The sequence below is a fragment of the Pseudogulbenkiania subflava DSM 22618 genome (genome assembly GCF_900177275.1).
Taxonomy (GTDB): domain Bacteria; phylum Pseudomonadota; class Gammaproteobacteria; order Burkholderiales; family Chromobacteriaceae; genus Pseudogulbenkiania; species Pseudogulbenkiania subflava.
On sequence record NZ_FXAG01000003.1, the window covers coordinates 175,375 to 194,626 of the forward strand.

Annotated in this window: 20 protein-coding genes; 8 read left to right on the top strand and 12 right to left on the bottom strand. The window is 66.7% G+C overall.

Features of this window, described 5'->3' with window-relative positions; genetic code table 11:
* Positions 1-21: 21 nt before the first annotated feature.
* The 3 genes from B9N72_RS03985 to cysG are packed head-to-tail and all read right to left on the bottom strand — an operon-like array spanning position 22 to position 2,149.
* The gene (locus tag B9N72_RS03985) at positions 22-291 is read right to left on the bottom strand and encodes an HPr family phosphocarrier protein (protein ID WP_085275141.1); all 270 of its coding nucleotides are present in this window, start codon (positions 289-291) and stop codon (positions 22-24) included.
* The gene (locus B9N72_RS03990) at positions 284-685 is read right to left on the bottom strand and encodes a PTS sugar transporter subunit IIA (RefSeq protein ID WP_008952239.1); all 402 of its coding nucleotides are present in this window, start codon (positions 683-685) and stop codon (positions 284-286) included. Before B9N72_RS03990 ends, B9N72_RS03985 begins: the two co-directional genes overlap by 8 nt.
* A 54-nt stretch (positions 686-739) precedes the next feature.
* Complete coding sequence (cysG, locus tag B9N72_RS03995) at positions 740-2,149, bottom strand: siroheme synthase CysG (protein WP_085275142.1); 1,410 nt, start codon at positions 2,147-2,149, stop codon at positions 740-742.
* Positions 2,150-2,370: 221 nt separating this feature from the next.
* Between cysG and B9N72_RS04000 the strand changes: the two genes are divergently transcribed.
* The gene (locus tag B9N72_RS04000) at positions 2,371-4,584 is read left to right on the top strand and encodes a sensor domain-containing diguanylate cyclase (RefSeq protein WP_085275143.1); all 2,214 of its coding nucleotides are present in this window, start codon (positions 2,371-2,373) and stop codon (positions 4,582-4,584) included.
* Positions 4,585-4,614: 30 nt separating this feature from the next.
* Entirely contained in the window at positions 4,615-5,421 is an 807-nt protein-coding gene (locus tag B9N72_RS04005) for a DUF3025 domain-containing protein (protein WP_085275144.1), read from the top strand.
* Here the strand turns inward: B9N72_RS04005 and B9N72_RS04010 are convergent.
* Positions 5,376-6,587, bottom strand: a complete 1,212-nt coding sequence (locus B9N72_RS04010; protein ID WP_085275145.1) for a YihY family inner membrane protein — start codon at positions 6,585-6,587, stop codon at positions 5,376-5,378. The genes B9N72_RS04005 and B9N72_RS04010 overlap by 46 nt on opposite strands.
* Before the next feature lie 369 nt (positions 6,588-6,956).
* Here B9N72_RS04010 and wrbA point away from each other — a divergent pair, with 369 nt between their 5' ends.
* Positions 6,957-7,559, top strand: coding sequence for an NAD(P)H:quinone oxidoreductase (gene wrbA / locus B9N72_RS04015; RefSeq protein WP_085275146.1), 603 nt, complete (start codon positions 6,957-6,959; stop codon positions 7,557-7,559).
* A 458-nt stretch (positions 7,560-8,017) separates the two neighbouring features.
* On the opposite strand, the gene B9N72_RS04020 is transcribed toward wrbA, so the two are convergent.
* The 3 genes from B9N72_RS04020 to metX form a co-directional block, all read right to left on the bottom strand.
* Positions 8,018-9,235 (bottom strand): AmpG family muropeptide MFS transporter, encoded by a 1,218-nt coding sequence (locus tag B9N72_RS04020; protein WP_085275274.1) that lies wholly within the window; start codon positions 9,233-9,235, stop codon positions 8,018-8,020.
* A gap of 192 nt (positions 9,236-9,427) precedes the next feature.
* Positions 9,428-10,033, bottom strand: coding sequence for a methionine biosynthesis protein MetW (gene metW / locus B9N72_RS04025; RefSeq protein ID WP_085275147.1), 606 nt, complete (start codon positions 10,031-10,033; stop codon positions 9,428-9,430).
* Positions 10,030-11,172, bottom strand: coding sequence for a homoserine O-succinyltransferase MetX (gene metX / locus B9N72_RS04030; RefSeq protein ID WP_085275148.1), 1,143 nt, complete (start codon positions 11,170-11,172; stop codon positions 10,030-10,032). Before metX ends, metW begins: the two co-directional genes overlap by 4 nt.
* A 159-nt stretch (positions 11,173-11,331) precedes the next feature.
* Between metX and B9N72_RS04035 the strand changes: the two genes are divergently transcribed.
* The 4 genes from B9N72_RS04035 (at position 11,332) to B9N72_RS04050 (ending at position 14,220) form a co-directional block, all read left to right on the top strand.
* Positions 11,332-11,514, top strand: coding sequence for a protein MIGRI (locus B9N72_RS04035; protein WP_085275149.1), 183 nt, complete (start codon positions 11,332-11,334; stop codon positions 11,512-11,514).
* 124 nt (positions 11,515-11,638) lie between these two features.
* Entirely contained in the window at positions 11,639-12,559 is a 921-nt protein-coding gene (locus tag B9N72_RS04040; RefSeq protein WP_085275150.1) for a tRNA modification radical SAM protein MnmL/YtqA, read from the top strand.
* Positions 12,560-12,644: 85 nt separating this feature from the next.
* Positions 12,645-13,553, top strand: coding sequence for a protein-methionine-sulfoxide reductase catalytic subunit MsrP (gene msrP, locus B9N72_RS04045; protein ID WP_085275151.1), 909 nt, complete (start codon positions 12,645-12,647; stop codon positions 13,551-13,553).
* Positions 13,543-14,220, top strand: coding sequence for a protein-methionine-sulfoxide reductase heme-binding subunit MsrQ (locus tag B9N72_RS04050; RefSeq protein ID WP_085275152.1), 678 nt, complete (start codon positions 13,543-13,545; stop codon positions 14,218-14,220). Before msrP ends, B9N72_RS04050 begins: the two co-directional genes overlap by 11 nt.
* Positions 14,221-14,470: 250 nt before the next feature.
* Here B9N72_RS04050 and B9N72_RS04055 read toward each other — a convergent pair whose 3' ends face one another.
* Positions 14,471-14,899 carry an Hsp20/alpha crystallin family protein gene (locus B9N72_RS04055; protein ID WP_085275153.1) on the bottom strand — a complete coding sequence of 143 codons (429 nt, stop codon included), beginning with the start codon at positions 14,897-14,899 and terminating at the stop codon, positions 14,471-14,473.
* 204 nt (positions 14,900-15,103) lie between these two features.
* Here B9N72_RS04055 and ybaK point away from each other — a divergent pair, with 204 nt between their 5' ends.
* Positions 15,104-15,586 (top strand): Cys-tRNA(Pro) deacylase, encoded by a 483-nt coding sequence (ybaK, locus tag B9N72_RS04060; RefSeq protein ID WP_085275154.1) that lies wholly within the window; start codon positions 15,104-15,106, stop codon positions 15,584-15,586.
* Between the two features lie 241 nt (positions 15,587-15,827).
* Here the strand turns inward: ybaK and B9N72_RS04065 are convergent, their stop codons facing one another.
* From B9N72_RS04065 to B9N72_RS04080, 4 genes are all read right to left on the bottom strand, one after another.
* Complete coding sequence (locus tag B9N72_RS04065; RefSeq protein WP_085275155.1) at positions 15,828-17,225, bottom strand: 4Fe-4S binding protein; 1,398 nt, start codon at positions 17,223-17,225, stop codon at positions 15,828-15,830.
* Positions 17,198-18,019, bottom strand: coding sequence for an FTR1 family iron permease (locus B9N72_RS04070; protein ID WP_085275156.1), 822 nt, complete (start codon positions 18,017-18,019; stop codon positions 17,198-17,200). The genes B9N72_RS04065 and B9N72_RS04070 overlap by 28 nt, the downstream gene beginning before the upstream one ends.
* 18 nt (positions 18,020-18,037) lie before the next feature.
* Positions 18,038-18,364: a cupredoxin domain-containing protein gene (locus tag B9N72_RS04075; protein ID WP_085275157.1), complete on the bottom strand. Its 327-nt coding sequence runs from the start codon at positions 18,362-18,364 to the stop codon at positions 18,038-18,040.
* Positions 18,365-18,608: 244 nt separating this feature from the next.
* The gene (locus B9N72_RS04080) at positions 18,609-19,154 is read right to left on the bottom strand and encodes an iron transporter (protein WP_085275158.1); all 546 of its coding nucleotides are present in this window, start codon (positions 19,152-19,154) and stop codon (positions 18,609-18,611) included.
* Between the last annotated feature and the right edge of the window lie 98 nt (positions 19,155-19,252).

Consider the following 19,252-nt stretch of genomic DNA (forward strand, 5'->3'; position numbering starts at 1 on the left):
CCCTCCGTTACCCGGCAGTTATCACTCTGCCTCGTCAAAGCGGTTGTTGATCAACGTCATCAACGCGTCCAGCGCGGCCTGCTCGTCGTCGCCCGCCACTTCCAGCAGCACGGTCGAGCCCTTGGCCGCGGCCAGCATCATCACCCCCATGATGCTTTTGCCGTTGACGCGACGGCCGTTGCGCGAGATCCAGACCTCGCTCTTGAAACGGCTGGAGGTCTGGGTGAACTTGCTGGAGGCACGCGCGTGCAGCCCGAGCTTGTTGATGATTTCAACCTCTGATTTAAGCATTTGCCTCCCCGGCAATAATATTGATCACGCCTTCCAGTCCGCCGGTCACGGCCTTCTTGACCACCAGATCCAGCGGCTGGCTGCTGTAACACAATGCCCGCACCAGCATCGGCAGGCTGACGCCGGCAATGGCCTCCACCCGCCCGCTGTCGACCAGGCGACTGGCGATGTTGGACGGCGTACCGCCGTACATGTCGGTCAGCACCAGCATTCCCTCGCCCTGGTCGAGCTGCTGGATCAGCGCCCGCGCCTGAGCCAGCTTGCGGTCGGGGTCGTCGTTCTTGTCCACCGCCATGGTCGCCAGGTTTTCCGGGTTGCGGCCCAGAATGTGCCGGGCACAATCGGCCAGGCTGTCGCCCAGCCCGCCGTGAGAAATAATCAGTACGCCAACCATGTCTATCCAGTTTCCTGCAACCGCCAGCCCGCGCGGAGAGTCCTTGTTTTGAAATCAGTTTCTGATTGTAACAGGCTCGCTTTCGATGCGGCGGTACCAACTGAGCGTTTCGGCCAACTTCACCACCTCGCCGATGATGATCAGCGCCGGCGACTGCACGCCATGCCGGGCGATCACCTCGGGCAGGCTGGCCAGGGTGCCGGTGACGGTGCGCTGGCGCGCCGTGGTGGCCCACTCGACCACCGCCGCCGGCGTCTCGGCCGGCTTGCCATGGGCGATGAAAGCGTCGCACAGCTCGCGCGCGGTGGAAACGCCCATGTACACCACCACGGTCTGCTCGGGACGGGTCAGCGCCGGCCAATCGAGGTCGATGCTGTCGTCCTTGCGGTGGCCGGTGACGAACACCACCGATTGCGCGTAATCGCGGTGCGTCAGCGGGATGCCGGCGTAGGCCGCCGCGCCGCTGGCGGAGGTGATGCCCGGCACCACCTCGAACGGGATGCCATGCGCCGCCAGCGTTTCGATCTCCTCGCCGCCGCGGCCGAAGGTGAACGGGTCCCCGCCCTTGAGGCGCACCACGCGCCTCCCTTCCTGGGCCAGCCGCACCATCAGCTGGTTGATGTCCTCTTGCGGCAACGCGTGGTTGGCACGCGCCTTGCCGACGTAGATGCGCTCGGCATCGCGCCGCACCAGCTCCAGCAGTTCCGGCGCCACCAGCTTGTCGTACAGCACCACGTCGGCCTGCTGCATCAGGCGCAAGGCGCGGAAGGTCAGCAGGTCGGGGTTGCCCGGGCCGGCGCCCACCAGGTAGACCGCGCCAGTCGGCTTGTCGTCGGCGCTGGCGAGACGCTTTTCCATCTCGGCACAGGCGGCCTCGTCGTTGCCCAGCATCACCGCGTCGGCCACCGGGCCTTCCAGCACCGATTCCCAGAAGATGCGCCGTGCCTCGACGTCGCCGAAGCGCGCCTTGACCCGGTCGCGGAAGCGCGCGGCGAAGCCGGCGAGACGGCCGAAGCCGGCGGGAATCAGGCTTTCCAGCCGGGCACGCAAGAGGCGCGCCAGCACCGGCACGCCGCCGCCAGTGGAAAGCGCGATCACCAACGGCGAGCGGTCGACGATCGCCGGGGTGATGTAGCTGGAGATGTCGGGATCGTCCACCACGTTGACCGGGATACCCTGCACCCGGCCGGCTTCGGCCACCGCCAGGTTGACGCGACGGTCGTCGGTGGCGGCCACCACCAGGCGCATGCCGGCCAGTTGTTCACCGCTGAAGCGGCCGTCGACGTGGCGGATTTCCCCCGCGCCGGCCATGGCGCGCAGTTCGGCCACCAGCTCCGGCGCCACCACGGTTACCGCCGCCTCCGCCGAGCGCAACAGGCGCACCTTGCGCAGGGCGACTTCGCCCCCTCCCACTACCAGGCAGGGCTCGCCGCGCAGTTTCATAAAGATCGGAAAATAATCCATTCAGGCGGCTCCCATCGATGCCCCAAGCATACTGCAAATGTTGTAAAAAAACGACGACCCGTGGAACTCGTCCGGAGCAACACAGGACGTCCTATGATACTGGAAGAGACTGACCGCCACGCAGAGGCCCGCTTGACACCGATTTTCCCACGCTGCACGACCGTATTTCTGCCTTTTCCAGCGGCCGCCCTTCCCTTCGGGTTAACCAGAGGTCGCCGCTGATGCCGTCATCGGGCTGGCTGCTGGCGCTACTGGCCATGCTGGCGGGCATGGCACTGGGTAGTGCCGTCACGACGCTGCAGCGCCGCCACCGTGAACGCCAACGCCGGCTGCAGGCCTGCGCGGAGATGGCTGCGCCTTGTCTGCTGCTGCACGCGGACGGCCGCATCCTGCAGGCCAACACCGCGGCGCGGCGCCTGCTAGGCGCCCCGCTCGCCCACCTCGACGACCTGCACCTGCCAGCCGCGGCCCGCAGTTGGCTGGACGAACACGGAGGCGGGGGCGAAACCCGACGCTGCGAGCTCAACCGCCCGGCCGCCGCCCCCCTCTCGTTGCGGCTGGAAAAGCGTCTTGCCGACCTCGATGGCCAGGACGCCGGCCTAACCTGGCTGCTGCTGCACGACATCAGCCAGGAGGAGGACGACGCGCGTGGCCAGCAGTTATGGCGGGAGGCCTTGCAAGATTCGCGCCTGGCACTGTTCGAGTACCGTCTGGCGCCGCGCCGCGTCTACGGCCGGGTGCTGGCGGCGGATAACGTGCTGGGGCTGCCGCCGGGCTGGGTCGACATCGGTTTCGACACCTGGCTGGAGCGGGTGCACCCGGACGATCGCGACGCTCTGCGCACCATGTTGGAGCACCCGGAGCAGCTCGCCACCGGCTCGGCCTACCTCGAGTTCCGCTTCCGCCACGGCCACGGCCATTGGGAATGGCTGGAGCAGCGCGCCCAGTTGTGCCACGAGGACGGACGTGTCAGCGCCATCGTCGGCCTGTGCCAGTCGATCTCCTCGCGCAAGCACGCCGAAATCGAGTTGCTGCGGCGCGAGCAGGTGTTCCGCACCCTGGTGGAAAACGCCGACGACGTGATCGCCCGGTATGACCTGAACCTGTGCTGCCAGTTCATCAACCGCAGCATCACCCGTTACCTGCCGCTGCCGCGCCACGAGCACCTGGGCAAGACACTGCGCCAGCAGGGCTGGCCACAGGGTGCGCTGGACACCCTGGAGCCGGCCTTCCAGGCGGTGCTGGCGCGGCACGAGGCACGCCATCTCGAGGTGGAGCTCGACGTCTTCGGCAAGGCGGCAACCTTCAGCATCCACCTGATTCCGGAGCTAGGGGCGCACGGCGAACTGGTGTCGATCCTGGCGATCGGGCGCGAGATCACCGAGCTGCGGCTGGGCTCGCGCCTGCTGGCCGACGAGAACGCGGTGATGGAAATGATCGCCAACAACCAGCCGCTGAACGATATCCTGACCCGGCTGTGCCGGCTGGTGGAGGCGCAGCGGCCGCAGGCGGTGTGCTCGATCATGCTGCTCAACGAGCAGAAGACCGAGCTCAACCTGGCGGCCGGGCCGTCGTTGCCGGCCAGCTTCAGCGGTTTTCTGCACGGCCTGACCATCGGCCCCGAGACCGGTTCCTGCGGTAGCGCCGTGTTCTCCGGCGAGCGGGTGGTGGTGAGCGACATCGCCCACGATCCGCGCTGGGAAAACTACCGCTATCTGGCGCTGCCGCACGGGCTGCGCTCGTGCTGGTCGACGCCGATCTACTCCAGCAGCCGCGAGATGCTGGGCGCCTTCGCCATCTACTACCCGACCCCACGCAACCCCGGCAAAACCGAGCTGCGCCTGGCTGACCGCTGCACCCATCTGGCATCGATCGCGCTGGAGCGCGACCGCCACGAGAAGCAGCTGTATTTCCTCGCCACGCGCGACGGCCTGACCGGGTTGCTCAACCGCCGCTCCTTCATGGAGGTCGGCGAGGCCGAGGTGCTGCGCAGCAAGCGCTACGGCCACGACCTGTCGATCATGATGATGGACCTCGACCACTTCAAGAACATCAACGACCAGCATGGCCACGCCACCGGCGACCAGGTGCTGCAGCACTTCGCCACGCTGTGCGGCAACACCTTCCGCCATGCCGACATCGTCGGGCGGCTCGGCGGCGAGGAATTCGGCGTGCTGCTGCCGTTCACCACGCTGGCCGAGGCCGGCATCCTGGCCGAGCGCCTGCGCACCGAGGTCGACGGCAGCGTGGTGATGGCCTGCGGCGTCGCGGTGCATTACACGGTGAGCATCGGCATCTCCTCGGTGTTCCCCGACGACAAGGACATCGACGGCCCGCTCTGCCGCGCCGACACCCTGCTCTACCAGGCCAAGACGCTGGGACGCAACCGCATCCGTTACGACGGCGACCCGCCGTCGCTGCCGCTGGCGGGGTAGAATGGCGGCTTTGCTTCATCGCGCCCCATCGTGACTCGCTGGCACTCGACCTACCTTCCCCATCCGCTGTACGCCCCGTTGCGCCCCTTCGCCCCGTTCGCCGACGGCGACGACTGGCCGAGCCAGACCGACTACGACCGCCTGCTGGAGCACGCCCGCGCCACCGGCTGCGCGGTACCGGACGGCCTGCGCTTCGTCTGCGACCTCGAGCCGCAGAACTATTACGAACTGCACATCGCGCAGAGCGGCGAGGTGCCGACCCGCTACGGCAACTGGCACGACTGGTTCAACGCGCTGGCCTGGCTGGCGTGGCCGCGCAGCAAGGCGGCGCTGAACGCGCGCCACGCCCGTGCCATCGCCCGCGGCGAGGTGCGACGCGGCCCGCTGCGCGACGCCGCCACGCTGCTGGACGAGTGCGGAATCGTCGTCGCCAGCGCCGACCCGGCGCTGACTGCTGCACTGGACGACATGCGCTGGCACGAGCTGTTCGTGGAAAGAAGGCACGACTGGGGGCGGCGCATCGGCGTCTTCACGCTCGGCCACGCACTGTTCGAGACCGGCCTCGACCCGCACCTGGGCTGGTGCGGCAAGGCGCTGGTGCTGCCGGTGGATGACGCCTTCTTCGGCCAACCCTACGACCGGCAACTGGCGCTGCTCGATCACAGCTTGGCCGAAGCGCTGGCCGACGACGGCTGGCTGGCGCGGCCGCGCGAGCTGTGGCCACTGCCGCTGCTGGGGATACCCGGCTGGTGGCCGGGCAACGAGGACCCGGCGTTCTACGCCAACACCGACTACTTCCGCCCGACGCGGCGCGCGAAGTCGGCCAGCGTTTCCTGATCGAGCCGTTCCAGCGCCGGCGCCAGCAAGTCGTCGAGCCCCTGGCCGATGTCGTCGTCGTAGCCGACGTCGGAACGGTAGACGAAGAGCTGGAACAGCTCCGAGAGCGGGATCGTCTCGAGCTTGCGCATCAGCACCCAACCGTCGCGCTGGCCGCGCTGGGCGTAACCCAGCTGCGCCAGCTTGTCGAGCACCAGCCCGAGTTCGTCGTAGCCCACCTGTACCTCGCGCCGCAGTTCCACCGGCGTCAGCGCCACGCCCTGGCGCTGCGCGGTGTCGAGCAGCAGCAGCACCTCCAGCGCGTCGAGGAAGCGGCGCCGCGGCTCGAAGCGGCGGCGCCACGCCTGCCCCTCCCAGTACGACAGCGAGGCGGTGAACACCGCCCCGGTCAGCACCACCAGCCACAGGCAGTACACCCACAGCAACAGGATCGGGATGCTGGCGAAGGCGCCGTACACCAGCTTGTACGACGCCACCTCGCCGATGTAGAAGCCGAACACCGCCTTGGTAACTTCCAGCAGCAAGGCGGTGGCCAACGCCCCCCACAGTGCGTGGCGATAGGGCACGAAACGGTTCGGCACCACGCGGTACAGCAGTGACAACACCAGCGTGGTCAGGAAGATGCTGCCGCCGCGCTGCAGCAGTTCGTCCAGCAGGCGCGAGTAGCGCTCGAAATGGGTCGCCTTGAGCAGCCAGTGCCAGCCGATCAGGCCGCCGCCGAAGGCGATCGGCCCCAGCGTCAGCACGCTCCAGTACACCATGCCCTGCTGCAGCCAGGGACGGCTGCGGCGCACGCTCCAGATGGCGTTGAAGGTGCGCTCGATGGTGGACATCAGCATCAGCGAGGTCAGCCCCAGCATGACGATGCCGGCGGCGGTCAGCTTCTCGGCGTTGTCTGCGAACTGGCGCATGTAGACGGTGATCACCTTGCCCGCGAACTCCGGCACCAGCGTCGACAGCAGCATCAGCTTGAAGCGCGCGCTGTAGTCGGCAAACACCGGGAACGCCGCCACCACCGTCAGCACGATGGTCAACAGCGGCACCAGCGCCAGCAAGGTGGTGAAGGTCAGGCTGCCGGCCACCTGCAGCACGCGGTGCGTGCCGACCCGGCGGGCGAGGAAACGGGCGAAGCCGCGGTAGGGTTCAATTCGATTGGCAAGACACATGAATGGATCAGAATTTCGGCAAAGGGACTAAAGAGTGCTCGGAATGACGGAAAATTCCGCCCGGCGCGGCAAACCCGCCGAATTGCACTCAGGGCCTATTTCAGCAGGCGAGCGAGCCCAAGCAGGTTGAGTGTCGCCGGAGCGCCGGAACCGGAATGTACACGAAGTACATAAGGATTCCGCATCGCTGAGCGAATTACTGCGTGCAAATCCATCGCTGAGCCAATCGAAGATTGGCACGCAGGGATTTGCTCAGCGAGAGATTCGCACGCAGTCCGCCGACGCTCAAGATGCAAAGGCGTAGCCGCCTGATGGAATGGGCTCTAAGATTGATGCTTATGGCTTTATGGTAACGATTCGGACGACGATATGCAGGATATTCTGGTTCTCTACTACAGCCAGCACGGCGCCACGCGCGAGCTGGCCCGGCTGATCGCCCGCGGCATCGAGAGCGTGCCCGGCTGCCAGGCGCGGCTGCGCACCGTGCCCAAGGTGTCGACGGTGTGCGAGGCGACCGAGGCTGCGGTGCCCGAGGCCGGCGCGCCCTACGTCGAACGGCGCGACCTGGCCGAATGCATCGGCCTGGCGCTAGGCAGTCCGACCCGCTTCGGCAACATGGCCGCGGCGCTGAAGTACTTCCTCGACGGCACCAGCGCGGAGTGGATGGCGGGCACCCTGGCGGGCAAGCCGGCCTGCCTGTTCACCACCTCCGCCAGCATGCACGGCGGCCAGGAGTCGACGCTACTGTCGATGATGCTGCCGCTCATGCACCACGGCATGCTGATCCTCGGCCTGCCCTACACCGAGCCGGCGCTGTCCTCGACCCAGTCCGGCGGCACCCCGTACGGTGTCAGCCACGTCGCCGGGCTCAACAACGACCGCCGCATCAGCGAGGACGAGAAGACGCTGGCCATCGCCCAGGGCAAGCGACTGGCCGAAGCGGCGCTGAAGCTGGCGGCCGGGCGCGGTTGAGAAGGCAACGAGGGCATTACCGTTACGCCGCTACGCTACCTTATTCAGTCCAAGCTGGAGCACATTGATGATGGGTTGCGCTACGCCTTCGAAGCCAAAATAGAGGTGAGTCACCCCACTCCCCCGTTGGCCCGTACCGCTTGGGCTGGGTGGGGCAAGGTTTTAAGCCGCCGCTTGTTTGAGCGATTTGACGTTAGCAAATGGTCCGCTGAGCAAATCTCCGCGTGCCAATCCATCGCTGAGCAAATCAAAGATTTGCACGCAGAGATTGGCTCAGCGATGGATTTGCACGCATGGAGTTTGGCGGCGCCTGGCCCCATCCTGACCACGCGGGAATTCACGGGCTGTCGGGGTCGCCTGGGGTTGCAAGGGGGCTGGCGAGACAGCTCCCTTGCCTGCCGGCGGTCAGTACCGCCCCTAAACGTCGTCCGCCTAAGAGAACACTTACGCAGTAGTTCTCAACCGTCGTCGCGCCCCCACGGCGCGACCTTCGCCAGCAACGCCATGCCCGGCAACGCCAGCAGCGTGCACAGCAGGAAGAACGGAGCCCAGCCGATGGCCTCGACCAGGTAGCCGGTGGCGGCGTTGGCCACGGTGCGCGGCACCGCCGCCAGGCTGGTGAACAGCGCGAACTGGGTGGCGGTGTAGGCCGGGTGCGTGGTGCGCGCGATGTAGGCGACGAAGGCGGCGGTGCCGAGGCCGACGCCGAGCGCCTCGAAGCCGATCACCAGCGCCAGGCGCGACAGCTCCGCCGCTCCGATGGCGGTGAACGGCCCCTGTCCGGCCAGCCAGGCAAAGCCCAGGATCGACACCACCTGCACCACGCCGAACGCCCACAGCGCGCGGTTGATGCCGAGCTTGATCATCCACACCCCGCCCAGCAAGCCGCCGATCACCGCCGGCCACAGCCCGGCATGCTTCGCCACCAGGCCGATCTCGGACTTGGTGAAGCCCATGTCGAGGTAGAACGGCGTGGCCAGCGCGGTGGCCATGCTGTCGCCCAGCTTGTAGAGGAAGATGAAGCCCAGCACCAGCGCGGCACCCTTGAGGCCGCTGCGGGTGAGGAATTCGTGGAACGGCTCGATCACCGCCTCGCGCAGCGTCTTCGGCGCCGCCGCGGCCAGTTTCGGTTCGCTCACCGCGAGCGTCATCGCTACCCCCGGCAGCATGAATAGCGCCGTGATCCAGAACACCGTGCCCCACGGCAGGTGGTCGGCCAGGATCAGCGACAGCGAGCCGGGAATCAGGCTGGCCAGGCGGTAGGCATTGATGTGGATGGTGTTGCCCAGCCCCAGCTCCTGGTCGCGGAGGATCTCGCGACGGAAGGCGTCGAGCACGATGTCCTGGCTCGCCGAGCAGAACGCCACCGCCAGCGCCAGCGCGGCGATCGACCACAGCTCCTGCTTCGGCGTGAACACGCCGAACGCCGCCATGGTCGCGATCAGGGCAAGCTGGGTCAGCAACATCCAGCCACGCCGGCGGCCGAACAGCGGCGGCACGAAGCGGTCCATCAGCGGCGCCCAGACGAACTTCCAGGTGAACGGCAGCTGGATCAGCGCGAACAGGCCAATCGCCTTGAGGTCCACCCCCTCGCTCCGGAGCCAGGCCGGCAGCAGGTTGATCAGCGTGTAGAGCGGCAGGCCCGAGGCGAAGCCGGTGAACACGCAGGTCAGCATGGTGCGCGAGAAGATCAGGTGGCGCCAGTCGATAGCGCGCGGCCGGAGGGCCTCCCCCGCGTCGCCGTCGGGACGCGCCCCGACCGGTCCTGCGTCCAGTACGTTTTCCCGTTTCTCGTCGCCAAACCCTCGGCTCATCGTGCAAATCCCTTCAAATTACAGCAGCAAGGGGCCGTGCCCCCGGCCAAACCCTCATCCGCGGCGCGCCACGCGGTAGAACGCCAGGCTGCCGCGCAGGTTGGGCAGGACACGGATGCGCCGCCCCTCGTTCATCACCACCCGCTCCAGCACGCCGATGCCGTTCTTGGCGCACAGCGCCTCGAAGTCGCCCAGCATGCACCAGTGGATGTTGGGGGTGTCGTACCACTGGTAAGGGATGGTTTCCGATACCGGCATGTGACCCTGCAGGATCTGCCAGCGGTTTTCCCAAAAGCCGAAGTTGGGGAAGGTAACGATGGCCTCGCGCCCGACGCGCAGCATCTCCAGCAGGATTTCCTCGGTGTGCTGCATCGCCTGGATAGTCTGCGACAGGATGACGTGGTCGAAGCTGCCGTCGTGGAAATCGGCCAGCCCCGCCTCCAGGTCGCCCTGCACCGCGTTGACGCCGGCGGTGACGCAGCGCGCGATGTTGCCGACGTCGATCTCCACACCGTAGCCGACCACCTGCTTGTGGCTCTGCAGATGGGCCAAGAGGGCGCCGTCGCCGCAGCCCAGGTCGAGCACGCGGGCGCGCGCGGGAATCCAGTCGGCGATCAGTTGCAGGTCGGGGCGCAAGGTCGTAGCGGAGTGCTGGCTCATGCCGCCACCTCCTTGGCTACACGGTCGAGGTAGGCGCGCATCAGGTCCACGTAGGGTTGGTCGGTCATCAGGAAGGCATCGTGGCCGTGGGTGGATTCGATCTCGCCGTAGGCCACGCGCTTGTCGGCGGCGATCAGGCCCTGCACCAGCTCGCGCGAGCGCAAGGGCGAGAAGCGCCAGTCGGAGGTGAAGCTCGCCACCAGGAAGTTGGCGGTCGCCTTCTTCAGCGCCACCACCAGGTCGCCGCCGTGGTCCTTGGCCGGATCGAAGTAGTCCAGCGCCTTGGTCATCAAGAGGTAGGTGTTGGCGTCGAAGTAGTCGGAGAACTTGTCGCCCTGGTAGCGCAGGTAGGACTCGATCTCGAACTCGACGTCGTAGCCGAACTTGTACTCGCCGGAGCGCAGCATGCGGCCGAATTTCTCGCCCATGCCGTCGTCCGACAGATAGGTGATGTGGCCCAGCATGCGCGCCAGGCGCAGGCCGCGGCGCGGGATGGCGTCGTTCTGGTAGAAGTCGCCGCCGTGGAAATCCGGGTCGGTGAGGATGGCCTGGCGCGCCACGTCGTTGAAGGCGATGTTCTGCGCCGACAGCTTGGGCGCCGAGGCGATGACGATGGCGTTGGCGGCGCGGTCGGGGTAGTCGATGCTCCATTGCAGCGCCTGCATGCCGCCGAGCGAGCCGCCGATGATCGCCGCCCAGCGGTCGATGCCGAGGCGGTCGGCGAGCCGCGCCTGCGCCATCACCCAGTCCGGCACCGTCACCACCGGGAACGCCGAGCCCCACGGCTGGCGCGTGGCCGGGTTGATGCTGGAGGGGCCGGTGGAGCCGTGGCAGCCGCCCAGGTTGTTGAGCGCCACCACGAAGAAGCGGCGCGTGTCGATCGGCTTGCCCGGCCCGATCATGCTGTCCCACCAGCCGGGGCTCTTGTCGTCCGGCTGGTAGCGGCCGGCGGCGTGATGGTGGCCGGACAGCGCGTGGCAGATCAGGATGGCGTTGCTCTTGGCGGCGTTCAGCTCGCCGTAGGTCTCAAAGATCAGCTGGTACGACGTCAGCGTCTTGCCGCAGGCCAGATCGAGCGGCACGTCGAACAGCGCCTGCTGGGCGCTGACGATACCGACCGACGATTCGGTTGTGGACATAGTGAAAACAGTGCCTCTTTGATATGGTTTTGTCGGCTTCAAGGCGTACGTGTTATGGCCGGTCCAGGCCGGCGCGGTTTTGACCGATTATATCTGCATCGGCTTGTGCGCATAGCACCGGCGCCGGATAATCGCCTCTCCTTCCCGCCAGGGTCCCCCATGATCGGTCGCCTGTTCAAGTTCTTCGTGCTCTGCGCCGTGCTCTACGCCGTGGCGCGCTGGCTGCTCAACCGCCGCCAGAAGGAGACGCTGCGCGAACTGTTCCAGACCCTGGCGCAGGCGCTCTTGATCAGCTCGCTGATCTTCGTCGGCCTCTACCTGGCGGGCTTCCAGCGGCTGTAGCCCCCCCCGAAGCGCGCCCCGCGCCAGACCGGCGCCGCGCCCCGGAATCCTTGATCCGGCTCAGGCCGGCGGCGCGGCAAAGCCGCTAGACTGCCGGCTTTTCCGCCGACGAGGCCGGCCGCGCATGGATCTGACCCGCCACCTTCACACCTTCGGCCATTACCTCAAGACCCGTTTCGGGGAAAAGGTGCACAAGCTGTCGCTGGCCGGCGACTTCACCTGCCCCAACCGCGACGGCACGCTGGACCGCGGCGGCTGCACCTTCTGCGACGTCAAAAGCTTCGGCCGCGACGCCGCCGCCCTCTCCATCGCCGAGCAGATCGCGCGCGAAAAGCACAAGACCGACCGCGCCCGGCGCTATCTGGCCTATTTCCAGGCCTACACCAGCACCTACGCCGAAGTGAGCACGCTCAAGGCGCTGTACGACGAGGCGGCGACGCAGAGCGACGTGGTCGGGCTGTGCGTCGGCACGCGCCCGGACTGCGTGCCGGACAGCGCGCTCGACCTGCTCGCCGGCTACCAGCAGCAGGGCTACGAGATCTGGCTCGAGCTCGGCCTGCAGACCGCGCACGACGCCACCCAGGAGCGCATCCGGCGCGGCCACGGCCTGGCCGACTACCGCGACGCGGTGCAGCGGGCGCATCGGCGCGGGCTCAAGGTCTGTACCCATTTGATCGCTGGCCTGCCCGGCGAGGACAATGCCCACGTGCGCCAGACGCTGGCCACGGTGCTCGACATCGGCGTCGAGGGGCTCAAGCTGCACCCGCTGATGATCGTGCGCGGCAGCCGCATGGCGGCGCAGTACCGGCGCGGCGAGATCGCCCCGCTGACGCAGGAGCACTACGCCGCGCTGGCGGCCGAGCTGATCCGCCACACCCCGCCCGAGGTGGTCTATCATCGGGTCTCCGCCACCGCGCAGGCCCCGACCCTGATCGCCCCGGCGTGGTGCGGCCCGCGCTGGCCGGCGCTGCAGGCGATCGCCGGTCAGCTGGCCGCCGCCGGGCCGCAGGGCAGCGCGCTCGGCCGCCCCTGGTCGGGTGCCTGAACGCGACGGCGCAACCGTTTTAGCCGCCGGCTGTCAGATCAGACCGGGTGCGCCGACTAAGGCGTATTCCCCGTGGAGATTGCCCATGCTGATCCAGAAGCCGTCCGACATCCCGCCCTCCGAGATCACCCCGGAAGCGGTCTACCTGAACCGCCGCAGCTTCATGCTCGGCGCCGCCGGCCTGTTGCTGTCGGCCGAGACGCTGGCCGCGCTCGCCGCCAAGAAGAGCCCGCTGTCGACCGGCGAGCCGCCCAACAGCCTGAAGGACATCACCGGCTACAACAACTACTACGAGTTCGGCACCGACAAGGCCGACCCGGCCGCCAACGCCGGACGGCTGAAGACGCGGCCGTGGAACGTGGTGGTCGACGGCGACGTGATGAAGCCGCGCAGCTTCGGCATCGAGGAACTGCTGAAATTCCCGCAGGAGGAGCGCATCTACCGGCTGCGTTGCGTCGAGGGCTGGAGCATGGTGATCCCGTGGATCGGCTTTCCGCTCGCCAGCCTGCTCAAGCAGGTGCAGCCCACCGGCCAGGCCAAGTACGTCGCCTTCGAGACGCTGCAGCGCCCGGCGGAGATGCCCGGCCAGCAGCGCCGCGTGCTGGACTGGCCGTACCGCGAGGGACTGCGCCTGGACGAGGCGCTGCACCCGCTGACCCTGCTGGCGGTCGGCCTCTACGGCAACCCGCTGCCGAACCAGAACGGCGCGCCGATCCGGCTGGTGGTGCCGTGGAAGTACGGTTTCAAGAGCATCAAGTCCATCGTGCGCATCCGCCTCACCGACAAGCAGCCACCGACCAGCTGGAACCTGGCGGCGCCGGACGAATACGGCTTCTACTCCAACGTCAACCCGGCGGTCGACCACCCGCGCTGGAGCCAGGCCAGCGAGCGGCGCATCGGCGAGTTCTTCAAGCGCAAGACGCTGCCGTTCAACGGTTACGCCGACCAGGTCGCCGGCCTGTATCGGGGAATGGACCTGCGCCGTGATTTCTGACAAGACCCTGCCCGCCTCCACCCTCCCCAGTGCTTCGGCCAACCTTGCCCGCCCCGCGTCACGGCCGCTCGCCCTCGCCAAGGCGCTGGTCTTCATCGCCTGCCTGCTGCCGCTGGCGCGCACGGCGTGGATCGTCGTCGACGGCCAGGCGGTCAACCCTATCGAGTTCATCACCCGCTCCACCGGCACCTGGACGCTGGTCTGGCTGCTGGCCACACTGGCCGTCACGCCACTGCGCCGGCTCACCGGCTGGAACGTGCTGCAGCGTTTCCGCCGCCTGCTCGGGCTGTTCGCCTTCTGCTACGCCGCGCTGCACTTCACCACCTATCTGTGGCTGGACCAGTTCTTCGACTGGCACGCCATCGTCAAGGACATCGCCAAGCGCCCCTTCATCACCGTCGGCTTCGCCGCGCTGTTGCTGATGACGCCGCTCGCCGTCACCTCGACCGACGGCTGGCTGCGCCGGCTCAAGCGCAACTGGGGGCGGCTGCACCGGCTGGTGTACGCGGTGGCGATACTCGGCGTCACCCACTACTGGTGGCTGGTGAAGAAGGACATCCGCCAGCCGCTGATCTACGCCGCGGTGCTGGCGCTGCTGCTGGGGCTGCGGCTCTACTGGCGCGCCCGCCCGGCCCGGCACGCGGCCCAGGGCAGGCCAACGACATGAAAAAGGCCGCCTCGCGGCGGCCTTTCGGCACGGAACGGACGACTCAGAGGGGAGAAAGAAATCGTCGCGAGCGATCCTCAGCGGGGTAAAGAGCAGCACAGGAACCGGAGTGGACATGGAGTCCATGAGGATTCCGCATCGCTGAGCGAATCTCTGCGCGCCCATCTTTGAAGATGGGCTCAGCGATAGATTCGCACGCAGAGCGCATGAACCCCGCTCAGGGGCGCGCAGCAGATTTACTCATCAGCTCTCACTCGATGGTCAGCCGGCGCGAAGTACCGCCGGCCTTCTTCGGCAGCGTCAGCTCCAGCACCCCGTCGTTGTAACGCGCCGTGGCCGTGCTCTGGTCCACTTCCTGCGCCAGCTGGAAGCTGCGCGACACCTGGCCGTAGTAGCGCTCGGAACGCAGCACGCGTTCGCCTTCCTTGGTCTCGGATTCTTTCTTCACCTCGGCAGAAATCTGCACCCGTCCGCCTTCGATCTGCACGCTGATGTCTTCTTTCTTCACCCCGGGAATCTCGGCGTGCACGGTGTACGCCTTGTCGTCTTCCTTGACGTCGAGTTTGATACCGCCGGCCAGGTCGGCGCCGGCTTCGAAGCCGAACGGCCGTACGAAGAAGCCCTTGAACATGTCGTCGAGCAACGGTTCAAGACTGGTGCGACGAATCAGGTCTTTCATGGTGTCCTCCTCTCGGGTTACAAGAAACAGTCCTCCGGCCGCCGGCATAACCGGTAGCCACTCACCTTAGGTATGGCCCTTAGCCGATGATTTTCAAGACCTTAATCCGGGCTGGCTTGACCTGGCGCAAATCGGCGGCGGCATCTTGGCAGACACGCGGTTTCGCCCTACCCTGTCACCCTTTCTACCGCCACAACAACAGCCATGAGCAAGGACAAGACCCCGGTGACCCAGGCGGTGCGCGTGCTGCGCGAGCACGGCGTGCCCTTCAGCCCCCATCTCTACGCCTACGAGGAAAAAGGCGGCACCACGGTGTCGGCGCGTGAACTGGGGGTCGACGAACACGTCGTCATCAAGACCCTGGTGATGGAAGACGAACACAAGAAGCCGCTGATCGTGCTGATGCACGGCGACCACGAGGTGGGCACCGGCATGCTGGCCAAACAGATCGGCGCCAAGAAGGTGAACCCGTGCGACCCCAAGACCGCCGACAAGCACAGCGGCTACCAGGTGGGCGGCACCAGCCCGTTCGGCACGCGCCACACCATGCCGGTGTACATGGAGGCGAGCATCGCCGAGCTCGACACGCTCTACATCAACGGCGGCAAGCGCGGTTTCCTGGTTGCCATCAGCGCCGCCGACCTGGTGCGCGTGCTGAAGCCGACGCTGGTCAACGCCGCCGCCTAGAACGGGCGCAAAAAAGCCGGCGCCTCGCGGCGCCGGCTTTGTGGAGGGTCGTTCGTCCTCGAAGCCTATCCTGGCAGGCAAGCGAGCCAAGGCAGGTTGGGCGCTGCCAGCACACAGGAACCGGAATGGACATAGGGTCCATGAGGACTCCGTATCGCTGAACGAATCTCCGAGGGCAATTCGCACGCAGTACTGCCGGCGCTCAAGATGCGAAGGCGCAGCCGCCTAATGGGATAGGCTCTCACCACCACCAGAACATCCAGCCCCAGGCGCTGTCCACCCAGGCCAGCGTGCCGAGGAACGGCAGCAGCGCCGCAAGCCAGCGCACGCCGCCGCGCCAGCGCCGCACGATACGCGCCGCCAGCCACAGCGACCACAGGTTGGCCACCGCCAACAACAGCAGGCGGAAATCGTTGACCCAGAACACCGGCACCCCTTCGTTCTTGAGCAGCGTCACCGTCAGTGCCGACAGGCCGAGGAACACGCCGCAGCCAGCGAGCGGGATCAACGCCTGCGCCAGATGATGGAAGCGCTGGCGCTGCCACGGGCCAGCCAGCCGCACCGCCAGCGCCAACAGCATGCTGATCACCGTGCCCATCGCCAGCGCGGTGGCAAACACGTAGCCCAGCAGCATGGCGCCGTCGAGCCAGGAGAAGCTGTCGTTCAGTTCCGGGTAGTGAGTCAGCAGCCACCACGGCGCGTTGCTCTCGAACGGCCACCAGATGTCGCGTTCGATCAGCCACTCCGCCGCCACCTGCTTGAGCGTGACGAACCAGGGGCTGGCGCTCCAGTGGAAGGCGCCGATCGCCACGCCAAGCAGGCCGTAGACGATCAGCAGCGTCTGCCAGCCGTCGGCCTCGCGCTCGGCCACTTCGACCACCTCCGCGCTGGGCGAGCGCAACGACAGCGTCACCGCGTCGCGGTGGCTGCTGCAGCGCCCGCACATGTGACAGCCGCTACCGCCCTTCATGTGGCGGATCGGCTGCAGCGGCGCGCAGTTGACCGCCTGGATGCGGATCACGTTCTTGTTGGCGATGGACGCCTGCCAAGCCTCTTCCTGCACCTTGAAGTGCAGTGGGGCGAGCTTGGACAACAGCCCGAACACGCCGTTGACCGGGCACAGGTAACGGCACCAGGCGCGCTTGCCGCGGGTGTAGACAAACCCCACCGCCACCGCCGCCACGGTCGAGCCGCCCAGCACCAGCAGGGCGGCTTTCGGATACTGGTAGACGCTCACCAACTGGCCGTACACCGTGGTCAGCACGAAGGCGACGAAGGGCCAGCCGCCCCAGCGCATCCAGCGCGGGATCGGCCGGCCCAGTCCCTTCTGCGCCGCCCATTCCGACAGCGCCCCCTCGGGGCACAGCACGCCGCACCAGACGCGGCCGAACAGCACCATGCTGAGCAGCACGAACGGCCACCAGATGCCCCAGAACACGAACTGGGCGAAGATGGTCAGGTTGTTGACCATGCGCGCCGCGTCCGGCGGCAGCGGCAGACAGGCCGGCACCACCAGCAGGAAGGCGTAGACCAGCACCACCACCCACTGCAGACGCTGCAGCAGGCGGCCATGATCGCGCAGCCAGTCGCCGCCCTTCGCCAACAGGCGGCTCACGCCGCCGGCTGTTGTTGCCGCCATCTCATCAACCCCGTAATCAGCAACCAGAACAGGCCGTAGGCCAACAGGCTCATCAGCGCCGGATGGGCGCGATAGCCGGTGAGCGCCGCCACCACGCCGCCCGCCGGCGACATGTCGTCGAGCAGCATCGAGCTGTCCCACAGCGGATCGACCAGCGCCGGCAGGTAGCCCATCGAGATCAGGTGCTCGATGCCGTTCATGAACAGCGCCGCCGCCAACAGCAGCAACATCACCTCGGTGACGCGGAAGAACAGTTTCCACGACAGGAAACGCCCGCCCAGCTGCAGCAGGAAGAAGGTCAGCAGCGCCAGCAGGAAGCCCAGCAGCGCCGCGCCGCCCATCGACAGCAGCGTGCTGCCATCGGCCCCGGCCAGCATGCCGTACAGGAACACCACGGTCTCGCTGCCCTCGCGCGCCACGGCGATGGCGGTCAACGTCAGCACGCCCCACCAGTTGTTGCGCGCGGCGTTGTCGGCAAGCCCGCTTTCCAGCTCCTTCTTCAGCGTACGGCCGTGCTCGCGCATCCACAGCACCATGTGCACGATGAGTGCGGCGGCGCTGAATACCATCACGGTCTGGAAGAGGTCCTGCCCGCCGCCGAACAGTTCGGCCGCGCCGAACAGGCCCAGCGCCAATACAATGGCGCACAAGAAGCCGACCAGCACGCCGCCCCACAGATAGCGCTTGCCGCGCGCACCCACTTCGCCGTGGTTATTCAGCCAGGCGTAGAGGATGCCGATGACCAGCATGGCCTCGACGCTCTCGCGCCAGACGATGAACAGTACCTGTCCCATGGTTGTCTCCCTGCCGGCTTACTTGGCCACGATCACGCCTTGCGCCGTGGCCATGTGGAATTCGTCGAAGAACTTGTACTCGCCGGGGCTCAAGGACTGGACCACCACGAAGGACTCGACGCCAGGGCCTAGCACCTTTTCCTTGCGCAGCTGGGTGCTCTCGAACTCCACCGGGGTCTTGCCGGAGTTGATCAGCTCGATCTTGAACTTCTTGCCGGCCACCACCTGCAGCCGGGCGGGATTGAGCTTGCCGTCCTTGAGTTCGAGACGGTAGACCGGTAACTCTTCGGCCAACACGTTGGCCGAAGCCAGTCCCAACGCCACTACCATGAGCCATGCACGCATCGTCAAACGCTCCTGCCAGAAAGGGCAAAAGCGCCGCAGTTTGCCTGCGGCGCTGAGATGGTAGACAACCCCCTTTTGCGAAGCGCAAGGGGGTTGTCATGTAAACAGGAAGGCTGCGGATTCAATAACTGATCAGGAGCGGCCCGGCTTTGCCGGGTCCGGAAAATCTGAACAGGGTACTTTGTCGGCAGCCTGAGCGCCGCAGGGCACTGCAACGCTATCGGTCGGATCATCGAACCGGGGCTTAGTAGCCGCCTTTTTTGCCGGTGCCGGCGTAGGTGAACTCGTAGTTCAGCTCGAACGGCTTGAACCAGGCGCCGACGCCGGTTTCCTTATCGACGTGGCGGCCGAAATGGGCATGCTCGTTGGCGCTCGGCGCCTGGATGGTGTACTTCAGCTTGTACTTGCCCGGCCCCATCAGCTTGACGTTGTCGCCGTAGTGCGGGCCATCGGAGGCCACCATCGGCATGAAGTCGCCCTTGATGGTCTGGTTGGAACCGACCTTGCTGACCTCGTACTTGATCACCAGGTACGGCATCCAGTCGCCTTCGGCGAAGCCGTTCGGGTTGTTCTTCACGGCGTGGATGTCCGCTTCCAGGTGCACGTCGGACTCGGCCGCCTTGCGCATCATGCCTTCCGGTTCCATTTTCACCGGCTGCAGGTAGACGGCGCCGATTTCCATGCCGTTCTTGATTTGCGGCTTGCCGATCGGGTATTCGGCGGCAAGGGCGGACGAGGCGGCGGCGACACCGGCAAGGGCCAGCGCGACGAGGCTCAGACGACGGATCATTCGGTTCTCCCAATGAAGGATGGCGGACTGCCGGCAACGGCCGGCGCAGATCAATTAACGGGAGTCATTATCATTCGTAATCTCACCTGGCGCAATAG